We start from the raw sequence: 18544 nt of genomic DNA, 5'->3' as shown, positions 1-18544 counted from the left end.
CTGGCGTCAGGCAGCCGCCTTGGACTGGGTCAGATAGCCGATGACGCTCGCAAGCCGTTCGCGCAGGTCGCGGCGATGGACCACCATGTCGAGCATGCCGTGGTCGAGCAGATATTCGGACCGCTGGAACCCCTCGGGCAGCTTTTCGCGAATGGTCTGTTCGATGACGCGCTGGCCTGCGAAGCCGATCAGGGCGTTGGGCTCCGCGATCTGGACATCGCCCAGCATCGCATAGCTGGCGGTGACGCCGCCGGTAGTCGGGTCCGTCATCACGACGATATAGGGCAGGCCGGCATCGTGCAGCATCTCGATCGCGACAGTGGTGCGCGGCATCTGCATCAGGCTGAGAATGCCCTCCTGCATACGCGCGCCGCCGGCGGCGGTGAAGATGACATAGGGCACGCCGTCTGCGATCGCCGCCTCCACGCCGCGCACGAACGCCTCGCCCACGGCCAAGCCCATCGAGCCGCCCATGAAGGCGAAATCCTGCACGCCCATGACGACGCGGTTGCCCAGAATCGATCCGCGGGCATTCGCCAGCGCGTCGCGGTCGGCATGATCCGCACGCGCGCTTTTCAGCCGGTCGGCATAGCGCTTGGAGTCGCGGAACTTGAGCGGGTCCTCGGGCACCTTTGGCGAGGGCAGCTCGTTGCACGATCCCTCGTCCAGCAGCTGCGCGAAGCGCACGCGTGGCCCGATGCGCTCATGATGGTCGCACTTGGGGCAAACGTAGAGGTTCTCCTCCAATTCCTTGGTAAAGACCATCTGTCCGCAGCCCTTGCACTTGTGCCACAGATTCTCCTCGCTCGCCGGCTTCTTGGAGACGAAGGACAGGGCGTTGCGGACGCTGTTGAGCCAGCTCATGCGGGTTCCTTTCGGGCGGACGCGATCGCATCCGCTAGGCTGGTGACATAGGTGCGGACGGCGGCCGGCGCATCGGGGCCGTGCCCTGCGACCAGCTCGACAATGGCGGAGCCGACGACCACGCCATCGGCCACACGCGCGATCGCGGCGGCCTGGTCAGGCGTGCGCACGCCGAAGCCGACCGCGACCGGAATGTCGGTCGCTGCCTTCAGCCGCGCCACCGCGTCCTCGATCGAGGACTGCGCCGCCTGTTGCAGGCCGGTGATGCCCGCGACGGAGACATAATAGATGAACCCCGACGCGCCATTCAGGACCTGGGGCAGACGGGCGGCATCGGTGGTCGGCGTCGCGAGGCGGATGGGATCGATTCCGGCGCTACGCAGCGCGGGGCCGAGCTGATCGTCCTCCTCCGGCGGAATGTCGACGCAGATCACGCCGTCGACTCCGGCGGCTGCGGCCTGTTCGGCGAACCAGCCGCCTCCCCGCCTCAACATGGGATTGGCATAGCCCATCAGTACCAGCGGCACCTGGGGGTGCCGGTCGCGAAAGCCCTTCGCGATCAACAGGATATCGGCGGTTGTTGTGCCGGCGGCGAGGCTGCGGATATTGGCGGCCTGGATCGCCGGGCCGTCCGCCATCGGGTCGGTGAACGGCATGCCCAGTTCGATCACGTCGGCGCCGCCGGCGACCAGTGCGTCGAGGATCGCGGGCGTGTCGCCATCGCCAGCCGTGACGAACGCGACCAGCGCGGCGCGGTCGTTGCCGAAAGCAGCAGACAGCCGGCTCATGCGCGCTTCGCCTGGTTGGAGGCGCCGAGAAAGGCGGCGATCAGCGTGGAGATCCGGAATTCGGTGTGGAAGGTCGGCCAGCGTAGCGATCGGCGTGCGAGACCTCCTCCGGCCAACGACACCGATAGATAGGCGATGGCCCTCAATCCGATGAACTCGGCCGTGCGAAGCAGAACCACCATCAGATCGCCACGCCTAGGGCATGAGCGACCGTGAAGATGTCCTTATCCCCGCGACCGCACAAATTCGCGAGGATCACCTGATCCTGCCGCATTTCCCGTGCCTTGCGGGCCACTGCCGCGATGGCGTGAGAGGGCTCCAGCGCTGGGATGATACCCTCCGTTCGGCAGAGCAACTGGAACGCGTCCAGTGCCTCCGTGTCGGTGACGGCGGTGTATTCGACACGGCCGATGTCGCGCAGCCATGCGTGTTCCGGGCCGATGCCGGGATAATCCAGACCGGCCGAGATCGAATGCGCCTCCGCGATCTGACCGTCCTCGTCCTGGAGCAGATAGGTCTTGTTACCGTGCAGGACGCCCGGAAAGCCACCCGCCAGGCTGGCGGCATGCTTCGCGTCCAGGCCCTCGCCCGCCGCTTCCACGCCGAGCATCGCCACATCGGCGTCGTCGAGGAAGGGGTGGAACAGGCCGATCGCGTTGGACCCGCCGCCGATCGCGGCGACCAGCACGTCGGGCAGGCGCCCCGTGCGCTCCAGCATCTGGGCCCGCGCCTCTCGTCCGATCACGCTTTGAAAATCGCGCACCAGTTCCGGATAGGGGTGCGGGCCGGCGGCGGTGCCGATGATGTAGAAGGTGTCGTGGACGTTCGCGACCCAGTCGCGCAGGCCCTCGTTCATCGCATCCTTCAGCGTCGCGGCGCCTGAAGATACGGCGCGAACTTCGGCACCCAACAGCTTCATGCGAAACACATTCGGCTGCTGCCGCTCAATATCGCGCGCGCCCATGTAGATGACGCAGGGCAGCCCGAACCGGGCGCACACGGTTGCGGTGGCGACACCATGCTGGCCGGCACCGGTTTCCGCGATGATCCGCGTCTTGCCCATGCGGCGGGCGAGCAGGATCTGGCCGATGCAGTTGTTGATCTTGTGCGCGCCGGTGTGGTTCAGCTCGTCCCGCTTGAACCAGACCTGCGGGCCCATGCCCGGCTCCGCCGACGCACGCAGCGCCTCCGTCAAGCGCTCGGCATAATAAAGCGGGCTGGGCCGGCCGACATAATGTTCGAGCAGGTCGTCGAATTCGGCCTGGAAAGCCGGATCGGCCTGTGCGGCCCGATACTCGCGTTCCAGGTCGAGGATCAGCGGCATCAGCGTTTCGGCAACGAAGCGTCCGCCGAACTGACCGAAATGGCCGCGCGCGTCGGGTTGCTGGCGCAGGGTGTTGGGCCGCGCCGTGGGCTGTGCGGGGGAGGTGTCGAGGGAGTTCATGATCGCCGAACCGCCTGAAGGAAGGCGGCGATCTTGTCCACATCCTTGACGCCGGGCGCGCTTTCGACACCGGATGATACGTCGACGATCGGCGCACCGGTGCGGCGGATCGCCTCGCCCACATTGTTCGGGTCGAGGCCACCGGACAGAACCCATGGCAGGGGATGCGAAGAGCCGTCGAGCAGGGCCCAGTCAAAGCGCATGCCCATGCCACCCGGCAGCGCCGCGCCATCCGGCGTCTTGGCATCGTACAGGATGCGATCGGCCGCGCCGACATAGTGCCCCGCGGCGTGCAGGTCGGCGCGCGCCTTCACTGCCACCGCAGCCCAGGTCTCTCGCGCGGAGAGGCGGCGGATATGGGCGGTGCGGTCGGGGGATGTTCGGTGGAGCTGGACCGCGTCGAGACGCCCGGTCGTCACCGCCTGTCCGATCGTGTCGTCATCGGGATCGACGAACACTCCCACCGCGCGCACATGGCTGGGCAACAGCGATGCCAGCGCGGCGGCGCGGTCGAAGGATAGGTGGCGGGGCGAAGGCGGAAAAAAGACGAAACCGACATGGCTGGCACCCCCCGCGATCGCGGCGCCCAGCGCCTCTGGGGTGGAAAGGCCGCAGATCTTGGTTGAGACAGGCATGGCGGGTGCGGTGCCGATGCCGTCGGTCCGGGTCAAGCGCCGAGCCGGTGAGGGAGGCGCGCCGGAGGGTTCAGGACAGCGCCAGACTGCTCAGTTCGCGTGCGCTGATCCCGTATACTTCACATATATGATCGCGCAGCGCCGCCTTCGCCCGGGTCATCGCGGCATAGGCCTGTTCCTCATCCGCCTCGGCCGCCAGGTTGATGGTGAAGGGATCGGGGACCAGCGCCTCCCACGTCTGGTTGTGCGTTGCCGCGGCGGCCCGAACCGCCTCCACCAATTGCCTGCCCGTTTCGATCATCGCAGCGCACAACGATCGGGATGCCGGCTGGTGCCGTGCCGCTCAGCCCAGCGTGGCGGCGATCGCCCGTGCCGCGTCGGCCGGGTCGGAAGCGTCGGTGATCGGCCGCCCGACCACCAGCACCGACGCGCCCGCATCCAGCGCGGCCCGCGGCGTCACCGCGCGTTTCTGGTCGCCCAACGCGGCGTCCGCGGGACGCAGACCGGGTACGACGAAATAGCCATCCGGCCACGCGGCACGGGCGGCGGCGACCTCCGCGCCGGAGCATACGATGCCGTCCACGCCCGCCTGACGCGAGAGCTCGGCCAGGCGCCCGACCTGTCCGGCCGCATCGCCCGCGACCCCGATGGTCGGCAGGTCGTCCGCGTCCAGGCTGGTGAGCAACGTGACGGCGACGATGCGGGTGGAAGCGGGTGCCGCTGCCCGCGCGGCCGCAAGCATCGCGCGGCCACCGGCGGCGTGCACGGTCAGGATCGCGGGGGACAGCGGCGCCAGCGCGGCCACCGCCTTGCCCACGGTGTTGGGAATGTCATGCAGCTTCAGGTCGAGAAATATGGGCAGACCGACATCCGCCATCGCCCTGATGCCGGGCGCGCCGTGTGCGGAGAAGAATTCCAGCCCCAGCTTCAATCCGCCGACATGAGGCGCCACCGCATCGGCAAGCGCGCGCGCGCGGTCGAGGTCGGGCGTGTCGACGGCGACGAAGAGGGGCGATGTCATGCGGGCTCCGGCGGAACGTCGAGATCGGGTGTCAGCGGCGTCCGGTCGGAATGATCCGCGGGCGCGGCCGGTGCAAGCGGCACGGCTGGCACGTGTCTCGCCACCGTAGGAGCCGGCATCGCCAGGGTCAGGCGCACCTGGGCCAATTCCTGCTCCGTCAGGGACAGCCTCTGGCCAAGGCGCCACCGCCGCCACCGGCCAAAGGCGAGCGCCGGCAGCAATCCGCACAGGAACGTCACCAGCAACAGCAGCGGCAGGTTCACGTCTGCGATCAGGCCGGCCCAGAGGTGCACGGGAACCGTGTTCCAGTTGCCGTAGGTGAACAGTGCCGCGGCAAACGCGAGCAGGCACCAGAACAGGATCTTCAGGAACTGCATGCGCCCACCTTCAACCGATTGTCCGCCGGGTTAGCGGCCCGGTGGCTGCTTGAACAGGGGCGGCAGGGCGGTCGCGGTGTGCGTCCAGACGTGGTCGGTTAGCCGATTTCCCGGCGCAGGTCCTCGAACAAGGCGGGGATCGCGGTCAGTCGGTCCCGCTCCTCGTCCAGAATGGCGAGGAACGCCGCACGCTTGATGGCGGACACGCGACCAAGCTTCATCCGGATCGTGTCCGGCAGGGTGGATACGGCGATGTCGATCAACCGGTCGGCGCCGTGCAGCCGCCCCCACAGATAGTCGTTTTCGCGGTAGGCGCGGCTGAAGAACGCGCCGAAGCTGTTGAAGCGGATTCCCTTCAACGTCGCCTCCGCCCCGCCGGTGCGGATCGCGGTCGCGTCGTCGGGCGCGATCCGGTCGACGCGAACGGGGTCGAACTCGTCCAGCCCCTCGCCCTGGAGCAGCGGAAGCGTGGCGATGTCGAAGAACGGGAAGCCCAGATAGGTCATCAGCAGCGAACGGCGTGGGACGCGGTCGATCGCCGCGAGCGCTTCGCTCAGGCGCATATCGGTCTCCGCATCCAGCCGCGACAGGTCGAGCAGTTCGCCCAGCCTGTCGATCCGCTGGCCCACGTCCTTGCCCGCTTGCCCGCGGAGACGATGGGGTGCCGGCTCCCGCGTGTTCTGACGATCGATATAGTCGGCAAGCGCGGCGTAGACGGCGGCGTGCATGGGGCCCAGCGCGTCGGCAGCACCGCCGTCCCCCTCCAGATCGGATATGCGCCGGGCGAGCAGGCGCAGGCGGCGGATGCGGTAGCCCAGGTCGTATCGTCGCAGGAAGTCGACCGTCGCAGCGCCTGCCTTTCGGCCGGTGCCGACATCCAGCCATCCACGCTCCGCCGCGATCCGATCCACCTCCGCGCGCAATTCGCCGGCGCGCGATCCGCCGCCGCGATCACCCGGGGCCCGCAACAGGCGCGCGATCCCCTCGAGCACATGGACGAGCTTGAGCTGGCCATAGGCGGCATGGCCGAAGCCCGATTGGGCGACGGCGCGGTCATGCGCGCGGCGCCGCCATGCGGGCAGGCGGCGGGGGGTGGGCCGATCGAGGAACAGCGTGCGCCCGAACAGCTGTTCGATTTCCACCTCCACATCCGGCCGGATCGCGGCGACGATGCCCCGCATCCGCGCGACCCGGGCGGAGCGGACGCCGATCGCCTCCAGATTGTCGCGTATCGGTTGCTGGCGCGGCAGTTCGCTGATCGCGCCCAGGATGGTCTGGAAGAAGCCGGGTGTCGCGCCGCTGCCGCCCAGGCGGAACTTCATACCCGGTGAGGGGTCGATGAAGACGAAGCGGCGGTCGACCGGCCGGCGGGCGGGGCGATCCTTCAGGGCGTCGATGGCGGGGCCGAACGGCGCGTTCGCCAGCACCGACCCGTCGATCATCGCCGCCTCCTCCGCCTTGCCGACGGCGGTCTGGCGGGGCAGCACCCGGCGGAGGAAGGCACGGCGGCCGGGCCAGCCGACCCCTCGCGCCTGCAGCACCGCATCCAGTTCGCCGACTCGGAACGGTGGGAACGCGCCGGGAAAGCTGGAGGTCGCGCGCGCGGCGAATGCCAGCTCCGCCGGGTGCGCAAGCGTGGTCGCGCTGTGCCCGCCATCGGTGAAGTCGATCACGATGCGATGCTCGGTCTCCACCACCTCGGCCGGGGAGTTCAGCAAAAGCCGTTCGGGATGGCCGGTGAAATCGGTGACGGTCACGAACAGGTCGAGCGGCTGGCTGGGCGGCAAGAGGCGCGGCCCACGCGGGCCCGACGCCATGACGTCAAATGCGTCGAGCAGCAGGGTCAGAAGAGCTTCTCCACTAAAGGGCGGCTCGAACCAGCGGGATCGCACGAAATGCGACAGCTTCGCCCGCACCTCCGCTTGCGTGGCCTCGTCCAGTCCGGACAGGTCGCCACCGCGTCCGGCCGCCATCCAGGCGAGCGGCATCGCCCATGCCTTGGAGAAGCGCGAAGCAGGTGCTGCCTCCGCGGCCACCAGCGCCTCGATATCGGCGGACGCCAGCCACAGGTCGGTCAAGGGGTCGAGCGACTGGCCGGTCGCGATCGCCTGGCCCAGGAAGATGCCGTTGATGCCGCCCGCACTGGCGCCCGCGATGATGTCGGGCAGCACGCGCAGGCGCGCGCCTGAGCGATCCTCCATTTCTTCCAGGAGGTTGCGATACACCGCTTCGGTTGCGCCCTCTGCCGCCTCCCCGGCGTTGAAGGCGCGGCTGGCGCGGGCGAGGTGCCAGACCTCTCGCGTGATGCCGTGCATGTACACGGCCAGGCTGATGCCGCCATAGCAGACCAGCGCCAGCCGCAATTCCGTGTCGCGCATCAGTCGGCGCGGCCCATTCGCGGGTCGCGGATCATCTGGGCGCGATCGTCGCCCAGACCGGCAGGTGATCCGACGCCTTGCGCGCCGCCGCGCTGGCATGGACGCCGCAATCCACGATCCGGAGGTCCTGCGACACCATGATCCGGTCGAGACGTCCGATCGGACGGCGGGCGTGGAAGCTGGGTCCCGTTTCCGCGAAGCGATAGTCCCGCCCGAAATCGCGCAGGCAGCCGGATGCGGCGGTCCAGTCGTTCAGGTCGCCCATCATCACCGTCGGGCGCGTGTCGGCACGTGCCGCGACATGCGCCATCACCGCCGCCGCCTGACGCCGGCGCCACAGGCCCGACAGGTCCAGGTGCATGCCGACGATCCGCATCGCCAGCCCGGCGGCGTCCACATCGGCCATCACCGCACCGCGCGGTTCCAGCGCAGGCAGGTGGATGGGGCAGCAGTCCACTACGCTGGCCGACTTGCGGATCAGGATGGCGTTGCCGTGCCACCCCATGCTGTCCGGACGCATCCGAAAGCCGACCGGCTTCCAGTCGCTGTGATCCTCCAGCAGCCGCAGCGGCAGCACGCCTGCCCGCGCGCCGAAACGGCGATCCGCCTCCTGCAAGGCGATGATATCGGCGTCGATTTCCGCCAGCACGTCCAGGATACGTTCGGGATTGCGCCGGCGATCGGCACCGATCCCCTTGCGCATGTTGTAACTGGCGACCTTTATCATCGAACCGGGGAACGCCCGGACCCGCGCCCTGGTTTCGCGCCAGGACGCTGGGACATCTGGGGAAGGGGAGCATGGTGCCGGTTGCAGGAATCGAACCCGCGACCTTCGGTTTACAAAACCGCTGCTCTACCAGCTGAGCTAAACCGGCACGTTCGCCCCCATGCGTCAGCGGGCGCCGAAGGTCCAGCCCTCCGTTTCGCGAACCGAAGCGAGTCCCTCCGGCTGCCACAAGGCCGTATCCGTCGCGGCGCGGCGCAGCCAGGCCGCGGTCAGCAGTGCGTCGCTTGCATGGTCGGCGATGGCGCCGTGACCGGGGACGGGTGCGCTGCCCAACTGTGCCAAGGCGGCGTTCAGGGCGGCATGATCGCGCATCTTCGACGCGCCGGGAGAGCGGCCGGCAGCCATGGCGGCGATGGTGGTATAGATTTCCAGCACCACCGAACCCGTGGCGGGCAGCGGGTCGAAGGGCCAGACGGACAGGTGCCGCCCCAGCCGATGCAGCACCCGCATGCCGGTCAGGCTGGATTTCCCCACCTGTGCCGCGCCGACCAGATTGAAGTTGCTGTACGGCCGGCATCCGTGTCGCGCCTGGGCAAGTTCCGTCAGCCTGAAGCGGCCCCGCGGTGCCGTGCCGAAACGATCGCCCAGCCGTCCGCCATGGCGGCGGAAGTAGCGGCTGACCACCGGATGATCGACGACGCTGCCGACCGACAGATGCGCGTCGTCCGCGGCCAGCGCGTCGATCATCGCCCACAACGCGCGCGCGTCTGGCGGGCTGTCCGGCCAGCCGGGGAAGAACGCACCCACGTCCGCAAAAGGCAGCGACATGCCAAGGTCCATGCCGACGATCGTGTCGGGCGGCAGGTCATCGGACAGCCAATGCAACAACTCCTGACGCGACCAGCGATGGCCCGGGCGCACCAGCCGGGGCGCGGAGGTGCCGTTGGAACACAGGGCGACCGCGATGCCCGCATGCCGCTCGCCGGCCGCACCCGACCAATCGATCGCTGCGAAATGCGCAAAGCGATCGGCGTCGGGCGGCCGGCTCATCGGGCTGTGTGCAGGCGACGCAATGCTAGGCATGGGAGATGTTCGGCCGACACAGCGTCAGCTCTGCCGGGTTGTGCGGCGCTCATCCCACCAGGCCAGCCGTTCGGCGATGCGCTTCTCGAACCCACGTCCGCTTGGCTCGTAGAAGCGTTGTGGCGGCAGTGCGTCCGGCCAGTAGTCCGCACCGGAAAACGCGTCCTCCGCATCGTGGTCGTAGGCGTAGCCCGCGCCATAGCCCATGTCGCGCATCAACCGGGTCGGGGCACCCAGGATGTGCTTGGGCGGGCTGAGCGATCCGCTTTCCTTGGCCACCGCCCAGGCCGCCTTTTGCGCGGTGTAGACGGCGTTCGATTTGGGTGCGGTGGCGAGGTATACGCACGCCTGCGCGATGGCGAGTTCCCCTTCCGGAGAGCCGAGGAAGTCGTAGGCATCCTTTGCGGCCATGCAGATCTGCAGCGCCTGCGGATCGGCCAGTCCGATATCCTCCACCGCAGCGCGGGCCAGCCTACGCAAGACATAGAGCGGTTCCTCCCCGGCGGTCAGCATGCGGGCGAGGTAATAAAGCGCGGCCTGCGGGTCGGAGCCGCGGATCGACTTGTGCAGCGCGGAAATAACGCCGTAATGCCCCTCCCGGTCCTTGTCATAGACCGCCACCCGGCGTTGCAGCAGCGCGGACAGGCCCGCCGGGTCCAGTGGTTCGGACAGGTTCACCGCGAACAGCGTCTCCGCCTGATTGAGCAGGAAGCGCCCGTCGCCATCGGCCGCCGCGACCAGCGCGTCGCGCGCTTCGGTCGTCAGGGGCAGGGGCCGTTCCTCGATCGCCTCTGCGCGGGTCAGCAACTCGTCCAGTGCGGCGGCGCTGAGACGCTCCAGCACCAGCACCTGAGCACGGCTGAGCAGCGCGGCGTTGAGTTCGAAGGACGGGTTTTCCGTGGTCGCGCCGACCAGCACAACCGTGCCGTTCTCGACGAACGGGAGGAAGCCGTCCTGTTGCGCGCGATTGAAGCGGTGGATCTCGTCCACGAACAACAGGGTGCGGCGGCCGGCGCGGGCATGCGCCTCGGCTTCGGCGAAGACCTTCTTCAGGTCCGCCACGCCGGAGAAGACGGCGGAGATGGCGGCAAACCGCAGCCCGACCGCGTCGGCGAGCAGGCGTGCGATGGTCGTCTTTCCTGTGCCGGGCGGTCCCCACAGGATCAGCGAGGAAAGGCGACCCGCGGCCACCATCCGTCCTATCGCGCCGCTCTGTCCGGTCAGATGCTCCTGGCCGATCACCTGGTCGAGCGCGGCGGGACGCAGCCGGTCGGCCAGCGGTGCTGCGTCGGTCCCGCGGGTTGGCGGCGGAGAGGCGGGGGGAGCATCCGTGTCGGAGAACAGGTCGGCCATGCGCGCCATGTAGGTGGTCGCCGGAACGTCGTCATCTGACGATCGCTAAGATATATCTCAGAAGGTCTTGACGCTATGTCACTGCGATATATCTTGAGCCATCATCAGATATGAGGATTGACGAGATGCGCTTTCATTTTCACGGCATGGGGTCCGATCAGGGCGGCCATCGTCGCTGCGGCCCGCGCGGGCATCGTTTCTCGTTCGGGCCGTTCGGGTTCGACTGGGCGACGGAGGGACATCATCGCGACGGCGGCCGGCGTCGCCGGTTCGAAGGGGGCGAGCTGCGGCTGATCCTGTTGCGGCTGATCGCCGACGACACGCGCCACGGTTACGAGCTGATCCGAGCGATCGGCGAGCTGACCGGCGGCGCCTATGCACCCAGCCCCGGCGTGGTCTATCCGACGTTGACCCTGCTCGACGAGATGGGCCTGATCGCGCAGCAACAGTCGGACGACGCCAAGAAGCGCTTCGCGATCACGGACGCGGGGCAGGAGCATCTGGCGGAGCGGCAGGAAGAGGTCGATGCGCTGATGCGGCGGCTGGGTGAACTGGGCGCGCGCGAAGGGCACGGCGGCGGATCGCCCGTGTGGCGCGCGATGCGGAACCTGGGGCTGGTGATCCGGTCGGCAAAGGCGGCGGGAGACCTGTCCGAAGAGCGGATGCACGAGATTGTCGACATGATCGATGACGTCGCGCGCCGGATCGAGCGGCTGAAATGACGACGATCCACGCGCATGTGCCGACGCAATCGGCCAGCCGGTATCTTCAGCAACTGGCGAAGCATTGGTCGCACAAGATGCCGGTGACGTTCGACGCAGAGCATGCGGATTTCGCGTTTCCGAACGGCACCCGCCTGGTGCTGGACGCGGAGGCGGATCGGCTGCGCTGTTCGCTCGAGGTGCCGGAGGGGGAGGATGCGGAGCGGATGGTCGGCGTGCTGACCAGCCATCTGGACCGGTTTGCCTTTCGCGAGGCGCCGCTGGCGTTCGTCCGCGATTGATGGCTCAGGCGGGTCGGGGGCGCAGCGGATCGTCCGGACCCTGCGCGCCTCGGCGCACCTCGACGATGATGTCGCCAGGCTCCAGCATCGCCGCCTCCGCGTCCCAATAACCGTGCGGCGTCGACCCGCGATAGATGCGCAGGCCCAGGCCCGTGGTGATGGCGGACAGCGGCTTGCCCACTTCGTCGGGGCTCACCTGACGCTCCGTCAGGGCGACGCGCCCATCCGCGTTGGCGAGGTCGGCCAGATAGTCCGCGATGTGCGGCCCGTGGCATGATCCGGCGAGCAGCAGTCCGGCAAAGCTGGCCGGGTTGATGACGGTGTCGGCGCCGGCCTGTCGCGCCAGCGCCTCATTGTCCTCAGACCGGATCACGACGCTGATCGGCACGGTCGGCGCGACCCGGCGCGCGGTGAGCACGATCAGGATCGACGTGTCGTCCCGGCCGGCCGACACCAGGATGGCGCGTGCCTGATCTGCCCGGACCGCCGAGAGTGTCGCGTTGCGGGTGGCGTCATCCTCCATCACCACGGCGCCGGTCGCCTCTGCCGCAGCGACGGCGGCGGCTCTGGGATCGATCACGACCACGGTCTGGGGATCGGCGCCACGGCGCACCAGCTCGCGCAACGCCTCCTCGCCGCTGGTGCCGTATCCCGCGACGATCGTGTGCCGGCACAGCTTGCCCTGGATCACCCGCATCCTCCACCTCTCCCAAACGCCGCGCAACAGGAACTGGTAGGCCGATCCCAGGAAGATCAGCCAGACGAACAACCGGATCGGCGTCACCACGAAGGTGTCGAACAGGCGCGCGCCATCCGTCACCGGCACGATGTCGCCATATCCGACCGTGGTGATGGTGATCATTGTGAAATAGATCACGTCCACCAGGCTGATCTGCCCGTCGACATTGTCGCGCAGCCCGTCGCGTTCGATCCAGTGACCCGCCAGCGCGATGCCGATCAGTCCCACCATCAGCACCACCCGCAGCGCGAGTGCCAGCCACCCCGGTGCGCCGCCGCGCCGCAGGCGGGGCGTCTCCGTCACCCGATGTCGTCTGGGGCCGATCATCGTCAGTCGGCGCGAGGCGCGTTCGCGATATTCTGTTCGGCGGTCGGCATGGAATCCGGAGTGTTCGTCGAGCCGGATGGACCTGCCTCCGGCGTCGGGGCGGGCGGTCGTGCGATCTCCACGTCGACGCGGCGATTGCGGGCGCGGCCGGCGGGGTCGTCGCTGCCGTCGAGTTGTACGTTGGGGGCGGCCGGGCGGCCATCGCCCAGCGCGATCACCGTGATGCGATCGGCGGCGATCCCTTTTTCCACCAGATAGTCGCGCACGGCATTTGCCCGCTTGCGAGAGGTGGTGAGATTGGCAGCCTTGGACCCGTCATTGTCGCTGCTGCCGCGCAGCACGTAGCGCGTGTCCGCAGTCCGGCCCGGTGCCGCGAGCAGCGTGTCGAGCGCGGTGCGGCCCGCATCGTCCAGCGCCGAACCCTTTGCGAACAGCACGGTGGCGCGCTCCGGCGGCGGTGGCGAGGCGGGTTCCGCTGTCGCTTCGGGCGGGCTCTCGGCGATGACCTTGGGCTGCATGATCGACCGCGGTGCTGCGGCATTGTCGAAGCCCGCGTCCGTCGCGGCGGCGTCCGGCTTGGCCGGCACCGGCTTCGGCCGGTCGCAGCCGGCGAGCAGCAGCATGGCGACGATCGGAAGCGTGATGCGGGTCATGCGGGAACATCCTGAAGGAGGCGGGATGGCTCGGATTGGTCCAGTACCGTCCATCCGGTACCGTCCAGCATTTGTCTCGGCGCATAGGCCAGCACCGTTTCGCCGGGCGCGGGCGTCGGGTTGGAGGCGTGGGAGAAAAAGCGCAGGCCACCGTTACGGCGCAGCAGCAGCAGCGGCCCACCATCCTGGGGCAACGCCTCCGCCGCGGCGGCATAGCTGGCCTGATCGTCCACCGTCAGCGCGGCGAACCGCCAGTCCGCTTCCTCACGGGCGGCCACCTCCTCCACGCCCAGCCCGGACCGGAACATCGCCCGCCCGCGCAGCGCGTCGGGCAAACGGCGCGGATCGTCGCCCGCTGCGTCGCCCAGCTGGTACACATTGTCGCGGCCGAGTTCCGGCGCGAACTCGCTGCATACCAGCGCATTGTACGCTTCATTGTCGCTCGCCGCCGCCAGCGCGGCGAATTGCTGCAGGTCCAGCCCTTCCTCCGTCGCCTCTGCCAGGATCTCGCCATGGTAGCTGGGAATGTGGGCCGCGCGCGCGGGGGCGAGCCGTTGCCAGCTGGTGTCCGCCACCGTCACATGCACGTCCAGGCTGCGCAGCGCGCGCGCCAGCGCCAGGCTCCACCGGGTCGCGCCGACGACCAGCAGGCCCTTGCCCCCTGGCGCGGTCAGGCCCAGCCAGCGGGCGACGGGTGCGATCGAAAAGCCATGCGCGATGATCGTCGCCACCACCACAGCGAACGACAGGGCGACAAGCGTCCCGCCATCGCCATAACCGAGATTATCCAGGCGCAGTGCGAACAGCCCGGAAATGGCGACCGCGACGATGCCGCGTGGCGCGATCCAGCCGATGAACAGCCGTTCGCGCCACGGAATCCGGCTAAACGCCAGGCTGAGGAACACAGTGGCGGGACGCACCACGAAGAGCAGGGCGACCAGGAACAATCCGAAGCGCCATTCGAACTGGCGCAGGACCGCGAAATCCAGCGACGCCGACAGCAGCACGAACACGCCCGACACCAGGATGATGGTCATGTTCTCCTTGAACGCGATGAAGTCGCGCAAGGAGGCGAGCCGCATGTTCGCCAGCGCGATCCCCATCACGGTGACCGCGAGCAGCCCCGTTTCCTGCTGGATCGCGTTCGAGCCGACGAACGTGCCGATCACCGTCACCAGCAGCACCGGGGCTTTCAGATATTCGGGAACATGGCCGCGCGGTAGGGCCCAGCCGAGCAGGCGCGCCATGCCGAAGCCGATCAGGCCGGCCACGAGCGCGGCGACGAGCAGGCTGGCCGCGCTCTGCCAGACCGTGGCGCCGGTGCCGGCCTGTCGCAGGACCTCGTACGTCACGACCGCGCAAAGTGCCCCGATCGGATCGTTGACGATCGCCTCCCACTTCAGGATCGCGCGCGGGCGGGCGGCAATGCTGGATTGGCGCAGCAGCGGCAGCACGACGGTCGGGCCGGTGACGACCAGGATTCCCGCGAACAGGATCGCCACCGGCAGCACCAATCCCGCGACGTAATAGCATGCCAGCGTGCCGAGCACCCAGCCGACCGGCACGCCGATCAGCACCAGCCGATGTACCGCGCCCTCCGCGTGGCGCAACTCGCGCAGGTTCAGGCTGAGCCCGCCCTCGAACAGGATCACGGCGACGGCCAGCGACACGGCGGGTTCGAGAAGGTGTCCGAAATCCTCCTCCGGCCGCATCAGCCCGGTGAGCGGTCCGGCGACGAAGCCGGCCGCCAGCATCAGCGCGATGGCGGGAAGGCCCGTTCGCCACGCGATCCATTGTGCTCCGATGCCGATCAGCCCGACCAGGGCGAAGACGATCGCGAGATGGTTCATGCACTTCCCTGGCTACGCCCCTCCGCGCCGAGGGAGTGACAAGAAAGCGCCGCAGGGTGCGATTGTTCCGGTAGCGGCTCGATTTGAGGGACGTGGCGGCACACAAGGGCGCGAGGTAAGGCCAGTTTAGCCGATTGCCCCCGGTACCGTCTCGACATCTAAAGTAGCTTGAAGCCCAGAACTTCGCAAACGTCCGCCGACGTTCTTTGTCCAACCGGATTACTTACGGGGAGCGTGGAGCGGGTGAAGGGAATCGAACCCTCGTCGTGAGCTTGGGAAGCTCCTGCTCTACCATTGAGCTACACCCGCGCAGATGGTTATTGTCGCCATGCCGCTCCAGCGACGTGTCGGATGACAGTGTCGCGGGAACGGGTGGGGCAATGCCATGGTGCGGCGCGTTTCGTCAACCGGGATCAGGCGGCGATCGCCTGTTTCGCTTCCTGAACCTTGTCGGCAACTTCCTTCACGGCTTCCACACCGCAATTGGCCTCAAGATAGGCGATCAACCCGCGTTCCTCGCGGCTGAGATGCCGGGTCGCGCGAGGCAGGCGCAGGGTCTGGCGGAACGTGCCTTGTCCTTCCTTGACCAGGTCGATCAGGGAGGGGTGGACATAGGATTTCCGCGCGATGGCGGGCGTGTTGCCGAGACGTTCGACGACCGGCTCCAGCAGGCGTTTCAGGCTCAGGTCGTTCTGTGCCTGGGCCAGCACGGTGAAGGCGGCGACGCTGGCGGCCCAGGTGCGGAAATGCTTGGCGGTGAAGTCGCCACCCGACGCCTGCTTGATATAGTCGTTGACGTCGGACGAGGTGACGGGATGCGCCTCGCCGTCCGCATCGACCCAGGCGAACAGATGCTGCTCGTCCAGATCCTGGCATTTCTTGACGAAGCTGGCGAGCGAACGGTCGGTGATGCGCAGCGTCCGCTCCTTGCCCGATTTCCCCTTGTAGCGGAGTTTCAGCGTCGATCCGCGCACCTCGCCGTGACGCTTGCGCAGCGTAGTGGCGCCGAAGCTTTCGTTCGCGGTCGCGTATGCTTCGTTGCCGACGCGGATGTGGCCGCCGTCCAGCAGGCGCACCACCGCGGCGACCGCGCGGGCCTTGCTCAGGGATCGCTTCTTCAGATCCTCTTCCACCTGCTTGCGGATGCGGGGCAGGGCGTGGCCGAAATCGGCGCACCGTTCATACTTCGCCGCCTCCTGCTGCTCGCGAAAGCCGGTGTGGTAGCGATATTGCTTGCGACCCTTTTCGTCCCAGCCGACCGCCTGGATGTGGCCGTTCGGTTTCGGGCAGTACCATGCGTCCGAATAGGCGGGTGGCAGGCCGATGGCGTTCAGCCGATCGATCTCTTCGCGATCGGTGATTCGGTCGCCCTTTGCGGTCCAATAACCCCAGCCGCCGCGCACCTTTTTGCGGGTGATGCCGGGTTTGCTGTCGTCGGAATATACGATCCTAGTCGCCATTACGCGGCAATGCGCGGATGGCGTTCTTCGTTCCCGGTAGGGCGCGTGGCGTGGCGGGAATGTTAACCGGGGTTGCTTATCGCACGGCCATGGCCCTGTTCCTTGTCGCCACAGCCGATCCGGCGTTTTCCGGTCCCGCCGAGGCGCAGGCGCTGGCGCAGTTCGCGCGGCATGGTTTCCGGCAGGTCACCACGCACGAGCTGGCCGGTTGGCGATTACTTCATGCCGAGCCGATCGCGGGCGGGCCGGCGACCCTGCTGACGCGCGGCGACGATCTGGTCGCGGTCGCGGGTACGCCGATGATCGACGGGCTGATCGGCACGGAGGCGCTGGAACGCCTGCTGACGATGGACCTGCTGCCGCAGCCCGATTGGCGGCGCATCGGCGGGCAGTTCTTCGCGCTGGTGCGAAAGCGCGGCCGCACCATTCTGTTCGGCGACTTTCTGGGCGCGTACCAGCTTTTCCATGACCGGGCCGAGCGGGTGTTCTCCACCTCGCAACTCGCCACGATCGGTGCCTTGCCGCGTGTCAGCTTCGATCCGCAGGGCGTCTATGAATGGGCGTTCGGGGTGGCCACGATCGGGAACGCCACGGTGTGGAACGAGATTGCCATGCTCGGGCCGGAGCGGTTGGTCGAATTGACGCCGGGCGGAGCCGTGTCGCACCCGTTGGCGAAGCCGCTCGACTGGACGCCGGAGGCGATGCCGCTGGCGGAGCGCGTGAGGCGGTTGCAGGCGCCGCTGATGCGGGTGGCGGAGGCGCAGGTGCGGCATTTCGGAGAGGCGATCAACTGCCCGCTGTCGGGCGGGTTCGATTCGCGCCTGATGCTGGCGACCCTGCGTGCGGCGGGGGGCAGGCCGCAGGTCTATGTCTATGGCTCGCCAAGCCGTCCCGATGTCGCCGTGGCAAAGGCGATCGGCGCGGCCGAGGGGTTCGCGGTCGAATGGATCGACAAACAGGCCGCGCCGGTCACGCCCGACGCCTTTGCGGAGCAGGTCGAACGCGACTTCGACGATCTGGACGGTTTGCCGAACTTCGGCGTGCTGTTCGACAATGGCGGCAACCGGGCGGCGCGGGACAAGCGCCATGCCGGCGGCGCGCTCGCCGTGTCGGGCGGGGCTGGGGAGATCTTTCGCGACTTCTTCATGCTGCCCGATCGCCCAGCCTCCGCCTGGACACTGACGCGCGCTTTCAACAGCCGCTTTCTGACGGCGGACGCGACCGAGCTGTTCGATCCCGTCGCGTACCGCCGTCGCATCGCGGACAAGGTTGCCGCCGCGCTTGGCGTGGGATCACGCGACGTGCCCATGCCGCGGACGTTGATCGAACAGGCCTATCCCCGCGTCCGGATGCGCGCGCTGTTCCGATGGGAGATCAACGGCGAAACGCGGCATGGGCCCTATTCGCTGAATTTCGTGCAGCCCGATATCGTCTCGGAGGCGATGCGCCTGCCGGTTGCCTGCAAGCGGGAAGGGCGATTCCAGGCGATGCTGATCCAGGCGATCGACCCCGCGCTGGCCCGGCACAAGTCGGAATATGGCCATGCCTTCGACGAGGCACCGAAGCTTCGCTGGCGTTTCGATGAGGCGAACAGCCGCTCCCGGCCCCTGTGGCTGCGCGAGCGGGCCTATGCACTGAAGCGGCTGCGCGGGCCGATGAGCGACGAGCATGGCGGGCTGCTGACGCCCGAATATATGGGCCGCGTGATCGACATGGAATTTCCGATCATGAGCCGCTTCTTCAACGTCGCGCATATCCGCGATGCCGGGCTTTGGCGGCGGGTCGCCTGCCTGGAATATATGGCGCAGCGGCTGGGCAGCCGATTGGCGACGTGATCCACGC

General features: G+C 68.1%; 19 protein-coding genes and 2 tRNA genes. 3 read left to right on the top strand and 18 right to left on the bottom strand.

The features are described 5' to 3' along the window. Positions 1–6 precede the first annotated feature (6 nt). From accD to BMX37_RS10695, 13 genes are all read right to left on the bottom strand, one after another. Entirely contained in the window at positions 7–864 is an 858-nt protein-coding gene (gene accD, locus BMX37_RS10755; RefSeq protein ID WP_093665755.1) for an acetyl-CoA carboxylase, carboxyltransferase subunit beta, read from the bottom strand. Next, positions 861–1652, bottom strand: a complete 792-nt coding sequence (gene trpA / locus BMX37_RS10750) for a tryptophan synthase subunit alpha (RefSeq protein ID WP_093665754.1) — start codon at positions 1650–1652, stop codon at positions 861–863. Before trpA ends, accD begins: the two co-directional genes overlap by 4 nt. Continuing rightward, a complete protein-coding gene (locus tag BMX37_RS10745; protein WP_093665753.1) occupies positions 1649–1834 on the bottom strand; it encodes a hypothetical protein in 186 nt (61 codons plus the stop codon). Before BMX37_RS10745 ends, trpA begins: the two co-directional genes overlap by 4 nt. Continuing rightward, positions 1834–3096, bottom strand: coding sequence for a tryptophan synthase subunit beta (trpB, locus tag BMX37_RS10740; RefSeq protein WP_093665752.1), 1263 nt, complete (start codon positions 3094–3096; stop codon positions 1834–1836). The genes BMX37_RS10745 and trpB overlap by 1 nt, the downstream gene beginning before the upstream one ends. After that, on the bottom strand, positions 3093–3731 hold the full coding sequence (locus tag BMX37_RS10735; RefSeq protein WP_093665751.1) for a phosphoribosylanthranilate isomerase: 639 nt from the start codon (positions 3729–3731) through the stop codon (positions 3093–3095). Before BMX37_RS10735 ends, trpB begins: the two co-directional genes overlap by 4 nt. A 70-nt stretch (positions 3732–3801) precedes the next feature. Beyond that, the gene (locus BMX37_RS10730) at positions 3802–4032 is read right to left on the bottom strand and encodes a hypothetical protein (protein WP_093665750.1); all 231 of its coding nucleotides are present in this window, start codon (positions 4030–4032) and stop codon (positions 3802–3804) included. A 42-nt stretch (positions 4033–4074) separates the two neighbouring features. After that, positions 4075–4752, bottom strand: a complete 678-nt coding sequence (gene pyrF, locus BMX37_RS10725; RefSeq protein WP_093665749.1) for an orotidine-5'-phosphate decarboxylase — start codon at positions 4750–4752, stop codon at positions 4075–4077. Continuing rightward, on the bottom strand, positions 4749–5129 hold the full coding sequence (locus BMX37_RS10720) for a lipopolysaccharide assembly protein LapA domain-containing protein (RefSeq protein WP_093665748.1): 381 nt from the start codon (positions 5127–5129) through the stop codon (positions 4749–4751). Before BMX37_RS10720 ends, pyrF begins: the two co-directional genes overlap by 4 nt. 98 nt (positions 5130–5227) lie before the next feature. Further along, entirely contained in the window at positions 5228–7507 is a 2280-nt protein-coding gene (locus BMX37_RS10715) for a patatin-like protein (RefSeq protein ID WP_093665747.1), read from the bottom strand. A gap of 31 nt (positions 7508–7538) precedes the next feature. After that, positions 7539–8234, bottom strand: coding sequence for an endonuclease/exonuclease/phosphatase family protein (locus BMX37_RS10710; protein ID WP_093665746.1), 696 nt, complete (start codon positions 8232–8234; stop codon positions 7539–7541). A 72-nt stretch (positions 8235–8306) separates the two neighbouring features. Then, positions 8307–8382 (bottom strand) — tRNA-Thr (locus BMX37_RS10705). 17 nt (positions 8383–8399) lie between these two features. Further along, entirely contained in the window at positions 8400–9284 is an 885-nt protein-coding gene (locus BMX37_RS10700) for a hypothetical protein (RefSeq protein ID WP_093665745.1), read from the bottom strand. A 57-nt stretch (positions 9285–9341) separates the two neighbouring features. After that, positions 9342–10670: a replication-associated recombination protein A gene (locus BMX37_RS10695; RefSeq protein ID WP_093665988.1), complete on the bottom strand. Its 1329-nt coding sequence runs from the start codon at positions 10668–10670 to the stop codon at positions 9342–9344. Between the two features lie 125 nt (positions 10671–10795). Here BMX37_RS10695 and BMX37_RS10690 point away from each other — a divergent pair, with 125 nt between their 5' ends. Next, the gene (locus BMX37_RS10690; protein WP_093665744.1) at positions 10796–11392 is read left to right on the top strand and encodes a PadR family transcriptional regulator; all 597 of its coding nucleotides are present in this window, start codon (positions 10796–10798) and stop codon (positions 11390–11392) included. Then, positions 11389–11673, top strand: coding sequence for a DUF2218 domain-containing protein (locus BMX37_RS10685; RefSeq protein WP_093665743.1), 285 nt, complete (start codon positions 11389–11391; stop codon positions 11671–11673). Before BMX37_RS10690 ends, BMX37_RS10685 begins: the two co-directional genes overlap by 4 nt. A gap of 4 nt (positions 11674–11677) precedes the next feature. Here BMX37_RS10685 and BMX37_RS10680 read toward each other — a convergent pair whose 3' ends face one another. The 5 genes from BMX37_RS10680 to BMX37_RS10660 form a co-directional block, all read right to left on the bottom strand. Then, entirely contained in the window at positions 11678–12739 is a 1062-nt protein-coding gene (locus BMX37_RS10680) for a potassium channel family protein (RefSeq protein WP_093665742.1), read from the bottom strand. A gap of 2 nt (positions 12740–12741) precedes the next feature. After that, positions 12742–13392 (bottom strand): OmpA family protein, encoded by a 651-nt coding sequence (locus BMX37_RS10675; protein ID WP_093665741.1) that lies wholly within the window; start codon positions 13390–13392, stop codon positions 12742–12744. Next, positions 13389–15242 (bottom strand): cation:proton antiporter, encoded by a 1854-nt coding sequence (locus tag BMX37_RS10670; RefSeq protein ID WP_093665740.1) that lies wholly within the window; start codon positions 15240–15242, stop codon positions 13389–13391. Before BMX37_RS10670 ends, BMX37_RS10675 begins: the two co-directional genes overlap by 4 nt. A 235-nt stretch (positions 15243–15477) precedes the next feature. Then, positions 15478–15551 (bottom strand) — tRNA-Gly (locus BMX37_RS10665). Between the two features lie 104 nt (positions 15552–15655). Beyond that, positions 15656–16702: a DNA topoisomerase IB gene (locus BMX37_RS10660; RefSeq protein WP_093665739.1), complete on the bottom strand. Its 1047-nt coding sequence runs from the start codon at positions 16700–16702 to the stop codon at positions 15656–15658. 89 nt (positions 16703–16791) lie between these two features. Between BMX37_RS10660 and BMX37_RS10655 the strand changes: the two genes are divergently transcribed. Further along, complete coding sequence (locus BMX37_RS10655; RefSeq protein ID WP_093665738.1) at positions 16792–18537, top strand: hypothetical protein; 1746 nt, start codon at positions 16792–16794, stop codon at positions 18535–18537. Positions 18538–18544: the final 7 nt, after the last annotated feature.

The organism is Sphingomonas gellani, from assembly GCF_900110035.1.
Taxonomy (GTDB): domain Bacteria; phylum Pseudomonadota; class Alphaproteobacteria; order Sphingomonadales; family Sphingomonadaceae; genus Sphingomonas; species Sphingomonas gellani.
This window is presented reverse-complemented; position numbering and strand designations above follow the sequence as displayed.

Excerpts from the sequence above, each read along its gene's own strand:
- trpB (WP_093665752.1), bottom strand. The coding sequence starts at position 3,096 with ATGAACTCCCTCGACACCTCCCCCGCACAGCCCACGGCGCGGCCCAAC.
- BMX37_RS10735 (WP_093665751.1), bottom strand. The coding sequence starts at position 3,731 with ATGCCTGTCTCAACCAAGATCTGCGGCCTTTCCACCCCAGAGGCGCTG.
- BMX37_RS10720 (WP_093665748.1), bottom strand. The coding sequence starts at position 5,129 with ATGCAGTTCCTGAAGATCCTGTTCTGGTGCCTGCTCGCGTTTGCCGCG.
- BMX37_RS10745 (WP_093665753.1), bottom strand. The coding sequence starts at position 1,834 with ATGGTGGTTCTGCTTCGCACGGCCGAGTTCATCGGATTGAGGGCCATC.
- BMX37_RS10655 (WP_093665738.1), top strand. The coding sequence starts at position 16,792 with ATGGCCCTGTTCCTTGTCGCCACAGCCGATCCGGCGTTTTCCGGTCCC.
- BMX37_RS10670 (WP_093665740.1), bottom strand. The coding sequence starts at position 15,242 with ATGAACCATCTCGCGATCGTCTTCGCCCTGGTCGGGCTGATCGGCATC.
- BMX37_RS10660 (WP_093665739.1), bottom strand. The coding sequence starts at position 16,702 with ATGGCGACTAGGATCGTATATTCCGACGACAGCAAACCCGGCATCACC.
- BMX37_RS10675 (WP_093665741.1), bottom strand. The coding sequence starts at position 13,392 with ATGACCCGCATCACGCTTCCGATCGTCGCCATGCTGCTGCTCGCCGGC.
- BMX37_RS10690 (WP_093665744.1), top strand. The coding sequence starts at position 10,796 with ATGCGCTTTCATTTTCACGGCATGGGGTCCGATCAGGGCGGCCATCGT.
- BMX37_RS10680 (WP_093665742.1), bottom strand. The coding sequence starts at position 12,739 with ATGATCGGCCCCAGACGACATCGGGTGACGGAGACGCCCCGCCTGCGG.
- pyrF (WP_093665749.1), bottom strand. The coding sequence starts at position 4,752 with ATGACATCGCCCCTCTTCGTCGCCGTCGACACGCCCGACCTCGACCGC.
- BMX37_RS10685 (WP_093665743.1), top strand. The coding sequence starts at position 11,389 with ATGACGACGATCCACGCGCATGTGCCGACGCAATCGGCCAGCCGGTAT.
- BMX37_RS10695 (WP_093665988.1), bottom strand. The coding sequence starts at position 10,670 with ATGGCCGACCTGTTCTCCGACACGGATGCTCCCCCCGCCTCTCCGCCG.
- BMX37_RS10730 (WP_093665750.1), bottom strand. The coding sequence starts at position 4,032 with ATGATCGAAACGGGCAGGCAATTGGTGGAGGCGGTTCGGGCCGCCGCG.
- accD (WP_093665755.1), bottom strand. The coding sequence starts at position 864 with ATGAGCTGGCTCAACAGCGTCCGCAACGCCCTGTCCTTCGTCTCCAAG.
- BMX37_RS10715 (WP_093665747.1), bottom strand. The coding sequence starts at position 7,507 with ATGCGCGACACGGAATTGCGGCTGGCGCTGGTCTGCTATGGCGGCATC.
- BMX37_RS10700 (WP_093665745.1), bottom strand. The coding sequence starts at position 9,284 with ATGAGCCGGCCGCCCGACGCCGATCGCTTTGCGCATTTCGCAGCGATC.
- trpA (WP_093665754.1), bottom strand. The coding sequence starts at position 1,652 with ATGAGCCGGCTGTCTGCTGCTTTCGGCAACGACCGCGCCGCGCTGGTC.
- BMX37_RS10710 (WP_093665746.1), bottom strand. The coding sequence starts at position 8,234 with ATGATAAAGGTCGCCAGTTACAACATGCGCAAGGGGATCGGTGCCGAT.